The organism is Achromobacter pulmonis (assembly GCF_902859765.1).
Taxonomy (GTDB): domain Bacteria; phylum Pseudomonadota; class Gammaproteobacteria; order Burkholderiales; family Burkholderiaceae_B; genus Achromobacter; species Achromobacter pulmonis.
The window spans coordinates 53,952-69,522 of sequence record NZ_CADIJV010000018.1 but is presented as its reverse complement, the minus strand read 5'-3'; the positions used below and the strand labels follow the sequence as shown (position 1 = coordinate 69,522).

Below are 15,571 nucleotides of genomic sequence, written 5' to 3'. Positions count from 1 at the left end.
CGGGCGAGAGGGGTGGCGACATGACGGGACAGGAAACGATGGCGACCGGCCGAAGCGGACAGCTTAGGTGGCGGACAGTTGAAAATTCGTCAAATCCGCATGCCGTGGCGACTTTCCCACAGTGCCGGGCCGGCCATTGCGGCGGCTACCCAGGCGACGGCGCCGCGCCGGCCGGCGCCATGGCGGTCAGGCCGCCCCCTCCAGGCGCAAGGTGAAGCGCGTGCCGCGCTGCGGCCCCTCGCGGGAGGAATCCACCGCCAGTGTCCAGCCTTGCATGTCGCAGACTCGCTTGGCGATCGCCAGCCCCAGGCCGCGGGCGGTTTCATCGCGGCCCGCCGCCCCCGAATCGCGCAACCGGCCGCTGTAGTAGCGGCGGAACAGGAATGGCAGGTCGTCGGCCGCGATGCCCTTGCCGTCGTCGCTCAGTTGCAGCGCGCCATCGGGGCTCAGCGAGGCCGTCAGGGTGGCGGGCGCGGCATGCTCGACGGCGTTGCGCACCAGATTGCGCAGCACGGTCAACAAGGCATAGCGGTCGAGAACCCGGATGTGATCGGCCGGAATGTGATTATCGAAGCGCAATTCGGCCAGGCCGGCCTGGGTTTCGTAGCCGCGCCATGCGTCCAGCATGCACTCGGCCAGGTCGACCGGCTCGGGCGGGCGCATCTGGTCACGGGCCATGGCGCGGGCGCTTTCGAGGCTGACGATGACATCGTCGACGTTATCCATCATGCGCGTCAGCCGCTGGCGCTGGTCGGCGGTCAGGTCCTGGGTCAGCAACATCAGCTCGCTGTCCGAGCGGATCGCCGCCAACGGCGTGCGCACTTCGTGGCTGAGGTTGCCGGCGAATTCACGTTCGCGCGCGATCGAACGGTCGACCTGGTTCTGCACGCGGTTGAACGCCTCGATCAGGCGCCCGGCCTCGTCGTCGCGGGTCACCGCCAGGTCCGGCGCGCCGGGGGCCCAGGTCGACATGCGATCGGTCAACTCCAGCAACGGCCCCACCGCCACCGCCGCCACCCGTCGCGACAGGGCGTACGCGCCCACCACGCAGATCGCCCCCACGCCCAGCACGATCAAGCCGAAATCGTGTACCAGCTCTTCGTTGTCGGTGGCGTCGTAGAGCAGGTAGACCTTGCCCGTGCCGGTGTCGGCCACCATTACATGCCAGGTATAGGCGCCGGGCTCGACCAGGTGCAGGCCGTTGTCGAGGCCACGGATTTCCTCGGGTATGCCGATCGGCGCCTGGCCATCGACGCTGAGCCAGGCACGCATCGAGCCGCCCAGTTCGCGCGCGCCGCGGCGTGGCAGGAACTGGTCGCTGGTGCGGGCATGCTGTACCAGGCGGTCCATCTCGGTATTGAGGATGTCGTTGACCAGATCGTCTTCCATCTGGTCGAACGTCAGGTAAGCGAGCAACGCCAGCGCCGTCACGAACAGCGCCACGGTGCCGGTCAGCGCCCACACCACGCGTTGCGTCAGGGTGCCCCCGCCTGGACTGCGACTCATGCCGGACTCCCCGCCTGCGCGGGCGCCAGCCGCCAGCCGGTGCCATGCACGGTCTCGATACCGTCGAACCCGGCGTCCGCCAGCGCGCGGCGCAGCAGGTGGACCTGGCTGCGCAGGGCATCGGACGAAGGCGGCTCGCTGCCCCACAGCAACGATTCCAGTTCTTCGCGCGAGACCACCCGGCCGGCATCGCGCAGCAGCGCTTCCAGGATGAGCGTGGCCTTGCGCGTCAGGTGCACCGGCTTGCCGCCGATCGATACGCCGCGGCTGCGGGTGTCATAGGCCAGATCGCCGCAGACCCGCACGGTATCGACCGTCGCGCCCTTGGCGCGCTGGATCAGCGCCAGCAGCCGGGCCTCGACCTCGAGCAACGCGAAGGGCTTGGTCAGGTAATCGTCGGCGCCGTGCGAGAAACCGGCCAGCTTGTCTTCCAGGCTGTCGCGCGCGGTCAGCACCAGCACCGGCAGCGGCAGGCGCTTTTGCGCGCGCAGCGTATGCAGCACCGAATTGCCATCCATGCCGGGCAGGCCGATGTCCAGGATCATCGCGTCAAAGCGCTGTTCTTCCAACCGCTGCAAGGCCGCCGGACCGGTGTAGGCCACGTCCGGCAGGAAGCCCCGCGTTTCCAGGAAGGCATACAGGTTGCCGGCGATGATGTGATCGTCCTCGACGATCAGGATCCGGTGATTCGCGCCTGCGGCGGGACTGGTCGCCATGGTCTCATTCCTCGTGGAAAGAAAGGTCTGCCCCCCGTCAAGCCTGCAGCACCTTGCCCGGATTCATCAGGCCTTGCGGGTCGAGCGCGCGCTTGATGCGGCGCATCAGGGCCAGCTCGACCGGGCTCTTGTAGCGCGGCAGCTCGTCGCGCTTGAGCTGGCCCACGCCATGCTCGGCGCTGATGGAGCCGGTATGCGCATGCACGCTGTCATGCACGACACCATAGATGTCATTTTGCAGCGCCAGCAATTCGGCTTCAGTCTGCCCCGGCGCATTGGCCACGTTGTAGTGCAGGTTGCCGTCGCCCAGATGGCCGAAGATCACATGGCGCACGCCCGGAAAACGTGCCTGCAGCAGCGCATTGGTCTGGTGCACGAAGCCGGCGATGGCGGAAATCGGGATCGACACATCGTGCTTGACCGACTTGCCCAGCTCGGCCTCGGCCAGCGGGATGCTTTCGCGCAAATGCCACAGCGCCTTGCTTTGCGCAACGCTGGCGGCAATGGCCGCGTCGCTCACCAGGCCGGCCTCGATGGCTTCGCCCAGCACGGTTTCGAAGCGCTCGCGCGCATGCGCCTCGCTTTCGCTGTCGGACAGCTCCAGCAGCGCGAACCAGGGCGCGGCCGCGGACTCGCCTTCGAACGGCAGGCGCTGCTGTGGGAACAGGCGCACCACCGCCTGCAGGCAGTCGCCGCTCATCAATTCGAAGCCCGTCAGCGCGGCGCCGAAGCCGGCGCGGGCGCGCGACAGCAGTTCGACCGCGTTGTCGATGCTCTCCAATGTCAGCAGCGCGGTGCAGGATGCCACCGGCCGCGGGAACAGCTTCAGCGTGACGGCGGTGATAATGCCCAGCGTGCCCTCGCTGCCGATGTAGAGATCGCGCAGATCGTAGCCGGTATTGTCCTTGCGCAGGCCCCGCAGGCCGTTCCAGATCTCGCCTTCGGCGGTGACCACTTCCAGGCCCAGGGCGAGATCGCGCGTGTTGCCGTAGCGCAGCACCTGGGTGCCGCCGGCGTTGGTGGCGAGATTGCCGCCGATGGTGCAACTGCCCTCGGCGGCCAGGCTCAGCGGGAACAGCCGACCGGCGTCGGCGGCGGCCTGTTGCACCGCTTGCAGGATGCAGCCCGCCTCGACCGTGATGGTGTCGTTGTCAGTGTCCAGCGCGCGCACCCGGTTCAGGCGCGCGGTCGACAGCACCACCGCGCCGCCCGAATCGTCGGGCGTGGCGCCGCCGCACAGGCCGGTGTTGCCGCCTTGCGGCACGACCGGCACGCCATGGCGCGCGCACAGCTTGATGGCGTCGGCCACTTCCTGCGTCGAACCGGGCCGCAGCACCGCCAGCGCCACGCCGCGATAACGGCGCCGCCAATCCAGCGCGTAGGGTTCGGCATCGGCGCCGGTCAACACATGGGCCTGGCCCAGAAGGGACTGCAATTCACTCAGCAAAGTCATAGCCGCCGCAGGGAAAGGTCGCGCCGGGCCACGCCCGGGCACTGTTCAGGGATGATGCGGACTATTGTAGAGGCTGGGCGGGCATGGCGCCGCCCGGTCAGGCGGCGGCCGGGCCCGGCCCGGCGCCGGTCAGCCCACGGCCTGGTCCAGGCGCGTGCCGGTCAGGCCCGCGCAATAGGCGCGCGAAGCGATGCGGTGCATCAGAAAGGCCCGGTCGACGCCCGCCGGCCCCGGCATCTCGGACAGGGCGCGATAGGCGCGCCGCAGGGCTTCGCCACGGGTGGCGCCGCACACCAGCAGATGGGTGCAGGGCATGAGACGGTCGGCGCAGCCGTCGATGCGCAATTCCAGCGCATGCGCCGCGACCGGCTCGAAATCGGCCATCGGGGTCCCCGAGCGCGGCTGCGATTCGGCGAGGATCACGCGGAACACGCCGCTACGGTCGTCCAGCGAAAAAGCCACCGTGCCCATGCCCTGCCAGGCACGGTCCCGCGCCACGCCGGCAGCGATGGCGCGCAGGGCGCTTTCGACCGAGGCCGGCAGGTGCGGGGCCGGACATTCGGCAATCAGCACCCGGGCATCGCGCCAGACGCAGCGCTCCCAGGCCTGGCTGGTCGCCAACTCGCCGCCGGGCGAGACGAATACGTGGATGTCGAGCCGGCGTTCCCGCCCGGCCGACGGGCCGGCGAAGTCCGTGGGCGGCCCGCGCCTGCGTCTGGCGCCGCCCGTTGACGTGACTGTGGATACTTTGGCTCGCATGGGCCCCTCCGGTCTTTCTGCTTGCATGACAAGCGTATCACCTTCGGATGACGAGCAAGTTCCATGCCATCGCCCGCCCCCTGGAGACGCCCGTCCTGGCGCACCGCAACAAGGCGTGGCGCAGCGCCCGCATGCACCAAGCCGGGGCCATGGCCCCGCCACGGACGCCGCGGGAACACCGGGCCGGATCATATCCCGGTCGCCGATGGAGGATAATCCGAGTCTGCACCCCGGCCGGACCTCACTCACCGACGGGGATCGAACCGCAGGAACCGTTCCGGACGGACCTGTCCATTGCATTGCCCTATCATCCACAGAATGAGGAACCGCCGTGGCCGACCATGCGCAATTTCCCGCCTCCGTCTTCAAGGCCTATGACATCCGCGGCACCGTCCCGGACCTGATCGACGCGCGTTTCGCCCGCTCCCTGGGCGCGGCGCTGGCCGCGGTCGCGCGCGAACAAGGGGTGCAGACGCTGGTGGTGGGCCGCGACGGGCGCCTGAGCAGCGAAATGCTGTCGCAGGCGCTGCAGGAAGGCATGCTCGAAGGCGGCGTCGACACTCTGGATATCGGCCAGGTGCCGACGCCGCTGGTGTATTTCGCCGCGCACACGATGCAGACCGGGTCCGGCGTCGCCATCACCGGCAGCCACAATCCGCCCAAGTACAACGGCTTCAAGATGATGATGGGCGGCCGCGCCCTGTATGGCGATGACGTCCAGGCCCTGGCGGCCCGCATGAACGGCGCCACCGATGCCCCGGCCGCGCGCACCGGCGTGCGCCGCGAACTGGACCTGGTGGCGGCCTACATCGCGCGCGTCGCCTCGGGCGTAAAACTGGCCCGCCCCATGAAAATCGCCATCGACTGCGGCAATGGCGTGGCCGGCGCCATTGCGCCACGGCTGTTCCGCGCCCTGGGCTGCGAAGTCACCGAGCTGTTCTGCGAAGTCGACGGCACCTTCCCCAACCACCACCCCGACCCGGCCGAACCCAAGAATCTGCAGGACCTGATCCATTGCCTGGCCACCACCGACTGTGAACTCGGCCTGGCCTTCGACGGCGACGGCGACCGTCTCGGCGTGGTGACCAAGTCCGGCCAGATCATCTGGCCCGACCGCCAGTTGGTGCTGTTCGCCCGCGACGTGCTGGCGCGCAACCCCGGCGCCACCATCATCTATGACGTCAAGTGCAGCCGGCACGTCGGCCTGTCGGTCGAGGCCGCCGGCGGCGAGGCCCTGATGTGGAAGACCGGCCACTCGCTGGTCAAGGCCAAGCTGGCCGAGACCGGCGCCCCGCTGGCCGGCGAAATGAGTGGCCACATCTTCTTCAAGGAGCGCTGGTATGGCTTTGATGACGGGCTCTACACCGGCGCCCGCCTGCTGGAGATCGTGTCGCGCTTCAGCGATGCCGGCGCGCCCCTGGAAGCGCTGCCGCAGGACGTCTCGACGCCCGAATTGAAACTGGAGATGGAAGAAGGCCAGCCGTTCGCCCTGGTCCGGGCGCTGCAGGAACAAGGCCAATTCCCCGGCGCCGCGCGCGTCATCACCATTGATGGCGTGCGCGCCGAATACCCTGACGGTTTCGGCCTGGCCCGTCCCTCCAACACCACGCCGGTGGTGGTGCTGCGCTTCGAGGCCCAGACCGCCGAGGCGCTGGCCCGCATCCAGGCTGATTTCCGGCGCGAACTGGCTAAACTGGCCCCCCAAGCGTCCCTGCCTTTCTAGATTGCCCATGTCCCTGCCCAACAGCCCTGCCTGGCGCGCATTCGCCGCCGCTGCCGCCGCCGCCCCTCTGCGCGGCGAGCAACTGCGCCTGATCCATGCCCCGGGACTGCGCCTGGACCTGAGCGCCCAGGCCGATTCCCCCGCGCTGCAACAGGCCGCCGCGGCGCTGCTGGCGCAGCAGGACTTCGATGCCGCGCGCGCCCGGCTGTTCGACGGCGGCAACGCCAACTGGACCGAGCAGCGCCCGGCCTGGCACACGGCGCTGCGCGCTGCCCGGCCGCCCGCGATGGTCGCCGCCGCCGTGTTGGCCGAACGCGAACGCGTGCGCCAGTTCGTGCGCGCCGCCGATGAGGCCGGCCGCTATAGCAGCGTGCTGCACCTGGGCATCGGCGGCAGCGACTGGGGACCTCGGCTGGTCACCCGCGCCCTGCGCCATGGCGGCATGCGGCGCGAAGTGCGTTTCGCCTCGAACGTCGATTCGCATTCGGTGGCCGATGCCATGAGCCGGCTGGACCCGCACAACACCCTGGTCATCGTCGCCTCGAAATCCTTCACCACCACCGAACCGCTGGCCAACGCCGAAGTGGCCATGAACTGGTTGCGCGAGGCCGGCGTGGCCGATCCGATCAAGCAGGTGGTGGCGATCACCGCCAACGTCGAGGCCGCGCTCAACCTCGGCATTTCACCCGATCACATCTTCCAGATCTGGGACTGGGTCGGCGGCCGCTATTCGCTCTGGTCCGCCATCGGGCTGCCGGTGGCGCTGGCGCTGGGCAACGACTGTTTCGACCAGTTGCTGGCTGGCGCCGCGGCCATGGACGAACACTTCCGCCACGCCCCGCTGGCCGAGAACGCGCCGCTGCAGCTGGCGCTGGCTGGCGTGGTCAACCGCAGCGTGCTGGGTTTCGATTCGCTGGTCATTTCGCCCTACGATTCGCGCCTCTATCACGTGGTGCCATGGGCCCAGCAGCTCGAAATGGAATCGCTGGGCAAGGTGGCGACCGCCGATGGCAGCCCGGCGGGCGTGCCGACCGGGCCGGCCGTATGGGGCATGTCGGGAACCGATTGCCAGCACACGTTCTTCCAGTGGCTGCACCAGGACACCGCGGGCGCGCCCGTCGATTTCATCCTGTGCGAACAGCCCGACCACGCCTACGCGCGCCACCACGAACTGCTGATCGCCAATTGCCTGGCCCAGCGGGCAGCGCTGCTGCGTGGCAAGTCGTTCGATGAAGCGCTGGCCGAAACCGCGCGGGTCGAACCCGATGCGGCGCGCGCGCGCCTGTTGGCGCAGCACAAGGTGCATCCGGGCGGACGGCCGTCGTCGCTGATCGTGCTGCCGCGCCTGGAAGCCTATACGCTGGGCGCCTTGCTGGCGCTGTACGAACACAAGGTCTTCACCCAGGGGGTGATCTGGGGCATCAACCCGTTCGACCAGTGGGGCGTGGAATTCGGCAAGGCCCTGGCCAAGAACATCATCCGCGAACTGGACGCGCCCGCCCAGCAGACCGCGCCCCAGGACCCTTCGACCCGCTTCTGGATCGACGCCATCGCGCGCCGCCATTGAGGCGACGCGGCGGCCGCCTCAGGCGCTGAGCGTGTCGTACAGCTCGACGTGGAGGCGGGCGACGCGCTCAATATTGAATTCGCGTTCAGCCAGGGCACGCCCGGCTGTCCCCATGGCCTGACGCAGGGCCTGATCATCGGCCAGGCGGGCGATCGCGTCGGCCAGCGCCTGCGGGTCGCGCACGGGCACCAGTAGCCCGGTCTTGCCCGGATCGATGGCGTCACGGCAGCCTGGCACGTCGGTGGTGACCACCGCGCGCGCGCTGGCCGCGGCCTCGATCAGCGACTTCGGCAAGCCTTCGCGGTAGGACGGCAGCACCGCAATATGCGAGGCCGCATAGAGCTGCGGCACATCGGATCGCTCGCCCAGGGCCTGCACGCAGCCTTTGCGCTGCCAGGCCTGGACCTCGGCCGGCGTCGCCGAGGCCGGATTGCCCGCATCCACTCCGCCCACCAACTGCATCGACACGTCCACGCCGCGCTCGCGCAGCAGGCGCGCGGCCTGCACGAATTCCCGCACCCCTTTGTCGCGCAGCAGGCGCGCCACCATCGTCACCACCACCGGCGGCGCCGGCGGTTCGGGCAGCGCGCGGTACTGGTCCAGGTCGACCCCGGCGCCGCGGATCAGCACCACCTGCTCATCGCGCACCGCGCCTAGCGATTGGAGCAGATCGCGGTCGCTGGCATTCTGGAAGATCACGCGGCTGTTGCGATGGCCCAGCGCCAGGCGGTAGAGCCGCGCCACCACTGCGCGCACCAGCCGCATCTTCAACGAATTGGACAGGAACACGAAACCCAGGCCGGAGATCGCCGCCACCATGCCCGGCACGCGCGCCAGGCGCGCGGCGATGCCGCCGTACAGGACCGGCTTGATGGTCACCAGGTGCACCACCTGCGGCCGCAGCCGGCGGAACAGGCGCAGCAATGACAGCAGCGTGCCCAATTCCTGCAAGGGATGCTTGCCGCTGCGCGTCATCGGGACCACGTGATGGGTCATGCCCAGCGCCTCGATATCGGCCACCGCGGGGCCATCCATCGTGGCCACGTGCACGTCGTAGCCGGCGCGCTGCGCGGCCAGCGCCACAGGCACCCGATGCGACATGAAGAACGCCGGATTGTTGACCACGAACAGCAGGCGGCGGGCCGGGCTCATGCCGAGGCTCCGGCAAGGCGGCGCCACACTGCGATGTAGTTCTGCACCATGCGCGCCAGGTCGAAGTGCTCCAGCACCCGGGCACGGCCGGCCTCGCCGGCGCGGCTCCGGCCGCGCGCGGCCACCTCGCGCAACGCACTCTCGATGCCGCGCGCCAGCGCCTCGGGCTGTTCGGGCGGCACCACCACGCCGGTATCGCCGATGATGTAGGCGGCATCGCCCACGTCCGTCGCCACACAATAGACGCCGCAGGCCATGGCCTCGGCCACCACGTTGGGAAAGCCCTCGGCGCAGCTGGACAATACGTGCAGGTCCAGCCCGTTCATCACGGCCGGCACGTCATCGCTGGGCCCCGCCAGCACCAGCCGCTCGCGCAGATCGAGCTTGTCGACCCAGGTCATCAGCGCCGGATTGTCGGCCGTCATGCCGCGCCCCACCAGCACGCAGCGCAACCCGGCGTCGCGGCCATCGCGCACCAGCGCGGCCACCGCGCGCAGCAGGTTGGCGTGGTCTTTCAGCGGATCCCAGCGCGCCACGCAGCCGATCACCGGCACATCGCCGTCCAGCCCCCACTCGGCCCGCGCCCGCGCCCGCGCCGCCGCGTCGGGCGCGTAGCGCGACAGGTCGTAGCCGTTGGCGATCACCACCATGCGGTCGCGGCGATAGCCCTTGGCCGCGTGCCGTTCGGCGGCATCCTGCGCGGCGCACACGATGGCGCCCGGCAGCACGCCCGACAGCAGTGCGCAGGCGCGCAGCACCATGCGGGCCGAACGGCTGCTGCGCTCGAGATGGGCGCCGGAATTGCGGATGCCCCAGGCAATGGCGCGCACGCCCGCCAGGCGCGCCGCCAGGCCGCCGATCAGGTCGGCGTGATACATCCAGGTCTGCACCGCATCGGGCTTGGCGCCGGCGATGAAACGGCGCAAGGCCATGAAGCCGCCCGGCGTGATGCGGCCGCGCGGCATGCCCAGTGCATGCACGGCAACGCCGGCCGCGCGCAGCCGTTCGCCATAAAGGCCGTCGTCGGTCAGCGACACAACGATGTGTTCCACGTCCTGCCCGGGAAAGGTGGCCAGCCGCCACAACACGGACTCCGCGCCGCCCTGGCCCAGGCCGGTGATCACATGGACGATGCGCAAGGCGGCGCTCATCGCCCTTCCCTCACGGCTTCGAACAATTCATCCCATTCCGCCAGCACGCTGGCCAGTGCATAACGTTGGCGCACCGCATCAGCGCCCCGCTCGCCCAGTTGCCGGCGCAACGCCGCATCGCCCAACAGGCGGCGCAGCGCCTCGCGCAGCGCCTCGCGGTCGCCAGCGGGCACCAGCAGGGCATCCTGGCCGTCGCGCGTCATTTCGCGCGGGCCGCTGGGACAATCGAAGGCGGCGCACGGCAGGCCCAACGCCATCGCCTCCAGCAACACGTTGGGAAAGCCCTCCACCAGCGAACTGAGCACGAAGGCCTGGCCCTGGGCCAGTTCTTCCCAGGGCGTCTCGGTGCGCCCCGGCAGGCTGATGCGCGCCTGCAGTCCCAGGCGTTCGACCTGGCGCTCCAGCGCGCCGCGCTCGGGGCCTTCGCCCCAGATACGCAGGTTCCAGTCCGGAAATTCGGGCGCCAGTTGCGCGAACACATCGATCAGCAGGTCGAACTGCTTGTCCGTCACCAACCGCCCCATCGCCAGCAGCATGCGCGGCGCGCCGTCTTCGCGCTGCGCTACCCGAGGCGCCTCCAACAGCGGCGCCGGCAGCGGATTGGGGATCACGGCCAGGCGCTTGATGCCCGGCACCTGGCGCGCGAACGGGCCGGCGGTATCGGCCGCCTGCACCGTCACCATGTCGGCGCGCGGATACAGCAGGCGGCGCAATCTGCGCCAAACGGCGCCAGTGGTGGTTTCAGCCACCGGATTGGTGCGCTCGCAGACGATCAGCGGCGTGCGCAGGCCGCGCGTGGCCAAAATGGCGGCCACATTGACGTTGGTCAGGAACGACACCACCACGTCCGGCGCGCTGTCGCAGATATGCCGGCGCAGCGCCAGCAGGCGCTTGCACGCGGCCATCGGACCGGAGACGCGCGTGCCCGCCAGATCCGCCAGCCATTCCAGCTTGACCTTGTCCGACAGCGGATAGAAACAACTGCCCTTGGACGAATAGGTCGGCGTCAGGGTGACATCGTCGCCGCGCTCGGCCCACGCATTGACCAGCGTGGCGGCCACACGCTCGGCGCCGCCGGCATGCATGGAACTGACCAGCATCAGGATCTTCATACGTCAGCGACTCCCAACCGTTCCTCCCTGTTCGCCACCGGCGCGGTAGCGGTCCAGCCAGGCCTGCATCATCAGCACGCCCCAAAGATGACTATCCCAATTGCGATGCCCGGACACGTGCTCGCGCCATTTGCGCAGAATGGGCTCGGGTTCGAACCAGCCTTCCTGGCGCAGGCGCGCCGGATCCAGCAGGGCCTCGGCCCAGTCGCGCAGCGGGCCGCGCAGCCAGGCGGCCAGCGGCACGGCGAAGCCGCGCTTGGGGCGGTCCACCAGCGCCTGCGGCACATGGCGGTACAGCACCTGGCGCAGCAGCCACTTGCCGGTGGCGCCGCGCACCTTGTAGCGGTGCGGCAGGCTCCAGGCGAATTCGTAGACGCGGTGGTCGATCAGCGGCACGCGGGTCTCCAGGCTTACCGCCATGGCGGCCCGGTCCACCTTGACCAGGATGTCGTCCGGCAGATAGGTCACCGTATCGAGCTTCATCATGGCCTCGAAGGTCGAGCCGCGCATCTCCCGCGCGAACTCGGACACCGGCTCCACGGCGCCCTTGACCACGCGGGCCGGGTCCGACCAGTACGACACGAACAAGCGGTAGAAATCACCGCGCGTGTCGGCCCGCAGCAACTCGCCCAGCTTGCCGACCTTGCCGCGCCAGGCGCCACGGCCTGGCAGGTGGGTCGAGGCGCTGAGCAGCGCGCCGGCGGGGGTGCGCAGCAGCGCCGGAATGCGCTCGCACTTCTGCCACCAGTTGTTGACGCGGAAGTAACGCGAATACCCCCCGAACAGCTCGTCGCCGCCGTCGCCGGACAGCGCCACGGTGACATGCTGGCGCGCCATGCGCGTCACCAGCGAGGTCGGGATCTGCGATGAATCGGCGAACGGTTCATCGTACATGTCGGCCAGGCCCGGCACCACCGCCAGCGCATCGTCGGCGGTGACATACAGCTCGGTATGATCGGTGCCCAGGTGCGTGGCCACCGCCTTGGCATGTTGCGCCTCGTCGTAGCCTTTTTCGTGGAAGCCGATGGCGAACGTGCGCACCGGCCGCGCGCTCTGCGCCTGCATCAGCGAGACGATGGTGGACGAATCGATGCCGCCCGACAGGAACGCCCCCAGGGCCACATCGGACAGCATCTGGCCGCCGACGGCCTTGGACAGCACGCCTTCGAGCGCGTCGGTGGCCTGCGCGTCGGAATCAAACGACAGCAACGATTGCGCCGCGGTATCGGCGGCCTCGCGCGCCGACCAGTACACGCGCGGCTCGGGCATTCGGCGGCTGCGGGTGTCGTCGGCGGTGAATTCGATCCAGGTGCCGGGCGGCAGCTTGGCGATGCCTTCGTAGATCGACTGCGGCGCGGGAATGTAGTTATGCCGCATGAACGACGCCAACGCATTGCGGTTCAGGTTGCGGCCGAAACCGGGAATGGGCATCAAGCCCTTGAGTTCGGACGCGAACACCAGGTCGGCGCCCGAGTAGCCGTAATACAGGGGCTTTTCGCCCATGCGGTCGCGCGCCAGCAGGAGCTTGCGCGCGGCGCGGTCCCACAGCGCGATGGCGAACATGCCGACCGAGGCCTGCAGCGTGGCCTCGATGCCCAGCGCGGTGAAACCGGCCAGCAGGGTCTCGGTATCGGAATGGCCGCGCCAGGACGGCGCCAGGCCGGACGCTTCCAACTGCCGGCGCATGTCCAGGTGGTTGTAGATCTCGCCGTTGAACACCATCACGTAGCGGCCGCAAGCCGACACCATCGGCTGATGGCCGGCTTCGGTCAGGTCCTGGATCGCCAGGCGCACGTGCGCCAGCGCCAGGCCGGCTTCGGCGTCTTCCCAGAAGCCGTTGCTGTCGGGCCCGCGGTGGCGGATGCGGCGGCAACTCTCCGCCAGCACTTGCGCCTTGTCACCCAGGGGGCCCCAAATTCCGACAATTCCACACATGATTTCAGGTTCTCGTGGTCACCGCAGCAAAAAGTTCTTCCCATAGGCCCAGCACGCGTGCGGCGGAAAAGCGCTCGCGTACCGCCGTGGCCGCCGCCGCCATGCGCTGGCGGCCGGCCTCGTCGCCCATCACCGCATCGAGCGCGCGGCACAACGCGTCGACATCGCCATTGGGCCGCACCAGCACGCCATCGACGCCTTCGCGCACGATTTCACGCGGCCCGGTGTCGCAATCGAACGCCACCGCGGCCAGGCCACTGGCCATCGATTCCAGCAAGGTATTGGACAGCCCCTCGAAACGCGAGGTCAGCACGTACAGGTCGGCGCTCTGGTACCAATCGCCCACGTTACCCGCACGCCCCGGCAGGTGGACGCGATCCTGCAGACTGGCTTCACGCACCTGCGCCTCCAAGGCGCGGCGCTCGCCGCCTTCGCCCAGGATAACCAGATCCCAGTCCGGATGCGACGGCGCCAGCCGCGCGTAGGCCCGCAGCAGCAGGTCGAAGCCCTTGTCCGCGTGCAGCCGGCCGACCGCCAGCAGGCGCTTGCGGCCGGCGCCTGCTGGCGGCGCCAGCACCGGCTCGCCCTGGGGCAGCGGCCAGTGCACCGGATTGGGGATCACCGCCAGCCGCGAGCCCGGCACATGCCGCTCCAGCCATTGCGCGGTGCCGCGCGTCAGGGCCACCACGCGCGCGGCGCGCGGGTAGGTCAGGCGACGCAGGCGCTGCCAGAAGCCGGACAGGGTCTGCGATGGCGGATGGGTGTGTTCAGTGGCGATGACACGGCATCCCAGCCCGGCGCAGGCCAGCACCGACAGCACCGACGCGGTGGTCATCATGCCCAGCACGATGTCGGGCCGGAACGCCTTGACCACACGTCGCAGCGCGCGCACCCGCTGCATGTTGCTCCAGATGCCGCGCAGGCCGCCGCCCTCGCCCGCCGTGTGCAGCACTTCGCGGCGCACCTGGGGGTGCAGCGCATAGGCGTCGCCATCAGTGCCGGCCTGGGTCACCACCATCACCTCGCGGCCCATGGCGGCCCAGTGCGCGCTGAGGTCGGCGGCCACGCGTTCGGCGCCGCCACCGTGCAGGGAATGGATGAACAGCAGCACGCGTTGCGCGCGGCCGGTGTCGGAAGCGGCGGGCATTCAGTCGGCCTCTTTGGGTTCGGCGCGGCGCAAGGCCACCACCAGGTAGCAGGCATAGGACAACAGGTACATCAGACTGGTGGCCAGCATGATGCCCGCGGCCCCCATCTTCGGCGCCAACACAGTATTCAGGCCAGCCTTCAACGCGAAATTGGCGACCGCGATGGCGGCCATGATGCGATAGCGGTTCTGGCTGGCCAGCAACTGCACCAGGATCAGCACGCCGAAGTAGAACGGCAATTGCAGCAGGCCCCAACGCAACACATGCGCCACGGCCGCGGTATTCTCGGCGGTGAAGGCGCCGCGCTGGAACAGCACCGACACGCCCCAAGGCGCCAGCACCCAGCCCACCGCCACCGCGCCGGCGCCGGCCGCCACCATCAGCACCGACCATTTCAATGCCATGGCCCGCGCGCGCGCCGTGTCGCCGCGCGCCTGCACGTCGGCCAACACCGGCAGCGCCGCGCGGCCCACCGACACCGCGCCGATACCCAGCAACAGCGACAACAGGCGGCTGGCGTAACCCAGCGTGGCATTGGCATTGGCGCCCAGGTTGGCGGCGGCGTATTGATCGAGCGGCCCGACGAAACTCATGGCCACCTGGCCGATCAGCATCACGCCGGCCGCGCCCATCAACTCGGGCCAATGGGGCGAACGCAGGGTCAGCCTCGGCGCGCCCCAGAATCCTCCGTCGGCGCGCGCGGCCAGCCAGGCCAGCCACACGGTCTGGATCGCATAGCCCACCAGCGTGCCCCACAACAGCGGTCCGATACTCTCGGCGCTGGCGGCCAGCATGACCCACGCCAGCGTCGCCACCGCCGGCACGCTGTCCAGCAGGGTATTGACGTGACGCTCATGCGAACGCAGCCGCGCGGCGCTGATGCCCGCCACCAGCAGCAATGCCGACACCGGCGCGAAGGCCAGCAACAGCTCGCCGGTCATCTCGCCGACGCGCGCCGACAGGCCCTGCCCCAGCGCGCCCAGCACCTGTGGCCAGGCGAACCAGGTCAACAAGGCCAGCGCGATGCCCGCGGCCGCCACCCAGCCTTGCAGCTCGCGGATGAATTGCTCACGCTCGGTATCCTCGGCGCGGCGCAAGCGCACCAGCACCGGAATCAGCACCACTGACAGCACGCCCACGATGGTGACCGGCAGCCAGGTGGCCATGGTCATCGTGAACTGATAGGCGTCGACGGCATCGCTGACGCCATAGCGGTACGCCACCGCCATCTCCTTGATGGCGCCGGCGGCCTTGCCCAGCAGCAGAAACAGCGCCACCCGGAAAGCGCCCTTGAAAATGCGCTGGTGATCCGGGTGGATGCTGCCGAGTTTGCGGATGAGTGCTTTCAA

Annotated in this window: 12 protein-coding genes; 2 read left to right on the top strand and 10 right to left on the bottom strand. The window is 69.4% G+C overall.

Annotated features, from left to right (window positions below):
- Nucleotides 1-186: 186 nt before the first annotated feature.
- The 4 genes from HV701_RS16055 to HV701_RS16040 all read right to left on the bottom strand — a co-directional run bounded on the left by HV701_RS16055 (nucleotide 187) and on the right by HV701_RS16040 (nucleotide 4,434).
- Nucleotides 187-1,506 (bottom strand): sensor histidine kinase, encoded by a 1,320-nt coding sequence (locus tag HV701_RS16055; protein WP_175134037.1) that lies wholly within the window; start codon nucleotides 1,504-1,506, stop codon nucleotides 187-189.
- Nucleotides 1,503-2,222: a response regulator transcription factor gene (locus tag HV701_RS16050; protein ID WP_175134036.1), complete on the bottom strand. Its 720-nt coding sequence runs from the start codon at nucleotides 2,220-2,222 to the stop codon at nucleotides 1,503-1,505. Before HV701_RS16050 ends, HV701_RS16055 begins: the two co-directional genes overlap by 4 nt.
- Nucleotides 2,223-2,259: 37 nt before the next feature.
- A complete protein-coding gene (locus HV701_RS16045) occupies nucleotides 2,260-3,675 on the bottom strand; it encodes an FAD-binding oxidoreductase (protein ID WP_175134035.1) in 1,416 nt (471 codons plus the stop codon).
- A 129-nt stretch (nucleotides 3,676-3,804) separates the two neighbouring features.
- A complete protein-coding gene (locus tag HV701_RS16040) occupies nucleotides 3,805-4,434 on the bottom strand; it encodes a BPTD_3102 family carboxylase-like protein (protein ID WP_175134034.1) in 630 nt (209 codons plus the stop codon).
- 331 nt (nucleotides 4,435-4,765) lie between these two features.
- On the opposite strand from HV701_RS16040, the gene HV701_RS16035 reads away from it, so the two are divergent.
- Both HV701_RS16035 and pgi read left to right on the top strand, forming a co-directional pair.
- A complete protein-coding gene (locus HV701_RS16035) occupies nucleotides 4,766-6,157 on the top strand; it encodes a phosphomannomutase/phosphoglucomutase (protein ID WP_175134033.1) in 1,392 nt (463 codons plus the stop codon).
- Between the two features lies 1 nt (nucleotide 6,158).
- Nucleotides 6,159-7,724 carry a glucose-6-phosphate isomerase gene (gene pgi, locus HV701_RS16030; protein ID WP_175134032.1) on the top strand — a complete coding sequence of 522 codons (1,566 nt, stop codon included), beginning with the start codon at nucleotides 6,159-6,161 and terminating at the stop codon, nucleotides 7,722-7,724.
- Nucleotides 7,725-7,742: 18 nt separating this feature from the next.
- On the opposite strand, the gene HV701_RS16025 is transcribed toward pgi, so the two are convergent.
- From HV701_RS16025 to murJ, 6 genes are read right to left on the bottom strand one after another with little or no spacing between them, the layout of a single operon-like run.
- On the bottom strand, nucleotides 7,743-8,876 hold the full coding sequence (locus tag HV701_RS16025; protein WP_175134031.1) for a glycosyltransferase family 4 protein: 1,134 nt from the start codon (nucleotides 8,874-8,876) through the stop codon (nucleotides 7,743-7,745).
- A complete protein-coding gene (locus HV701_RS16020) occupies nucleotides 8,873-10,027 on the bottom strand; it encodes a glycosyltransferase family 4 protein (protein WP_175134030.1) in 1,155 nt (384 codons plus the stop codon). Before HV701_RS16020 ends, HV701_RS16025 begins: the two co-directional genes overlap by 4 nt.
- Entirely contained in the window at nucleotides 10,024-11,139 is a 1,116-nt protein-coding gene (locus HV701_RS16015; protein WP_175134029.1) for a glycosyltransferase family 4 protein, read from the bottom strand. Before HV701_RS16015 ends, HV701_RS16020 begins: the two co-directional genes overlap by 4 nt.
- 3 nt (nucleotides 11,140-11,142) lie before the next feature.
- The gene (asnB, locus tag HV701_RS16010) at nucleotides 11,143-13,074 is read right to left on the bottom strand and encodes an asparagine synthase (glutamine-hydrolyzing) (protein WP_175134028.1); all 1,932 of its coding nucleotides are present in this window, start codon (nucleotides 13,072-13,074) and stop codon (nucleotides 11,143-11,145) included.
- A 4-nt stretch (nucleotides 13,075-13,078) separates the two neighbouring features.
- Nucleotides 13,079-14,221 carry a glycosyltransferase family 4 protein gene (locus tag HV701_RS16005; RefSeq protein WP_175134027.1) on the bottom strand — a complete coding sequence of 381 codons (1,143 nt, stop codon included), beginning with the start codon at nucleotides 14,219-14,221 and terminating at the stop codon, nucleotides 13,079-13,081.
- Complete coding sequence (murJ, locus tag HV701_RS16000; protein WP_175134026.1) at nucleotides 14,222-15,571, bottom strand: murein biosynthesis integral membrane protein MurJ; 1,350 nt, start codon at nucleotides 15,569-15,571, stop codon at nucleotides 14,222-14,224.

Coding starts and splice junctions, on each gene's coding strand:
- HV701_RS16055 (WP_175134037.1), bottom strand. CDS start 1,506: ATGAGTCGCAGTCCAGGCGGGGGCACCCTGACGCAACGCGTGGTGTGG.
- HV701_RS16050 (WP_175134036.1), bottom strand. CDS start 2,222: ATGGCGACCAGTCCCGCCGCAGGCGCGAATCACCGGATCCTGATCGTC.
- HV701_RS16045 (WP_175134035.1), bottom strand. CDS start 3,675: ATGACTTTGCTGAGTGAATTGCAGTCCCTTCTGGGCCAGGCCCATGTG.
- HV701_RS16040 (WP_175134034.1), bottom strand. CDS start 4,434: ATGCGAGCCAAAGTATCCACAGTCACGTCAACGGGCGGCGCCAGACGC.
- HV701_RS16025 (WP_175134031.1), bottom strand. CDS start 8,876: ATGAGCCCGGCCCGCCGCCTGCTGTTCGTGGTCAACAATCCGGCGTTC.
- HV701_RS16020 (WP_175134030.1), bottom strand. CDS start 10,027: ATGAGCGCCGCCTTGCGCATCGTCCATGTGATCACCGGCCTGGGCCAG.
- HV701_RS16015 (WP_175134029.1), bottom strand. CDS start 11,139: ATGAAGATCCTGATGCTGGTCAGTTCCATGCATGCCGGCGGCGCCGAG.
- asnB (WP_175134028.1), bottom strand. CDS start 13,074: ATGTGTGGAATTGTCGGAATTTGGGGCCCCCTGGGTGACAAGGCGCAA.
- HV701_RS16005 (WP_175134027.1), bottom strand. CDS start 14,221: ATGCCCGCCGCTTCCGACACCGGCCGCGCGCAACGCGTGCTGCTGTTC.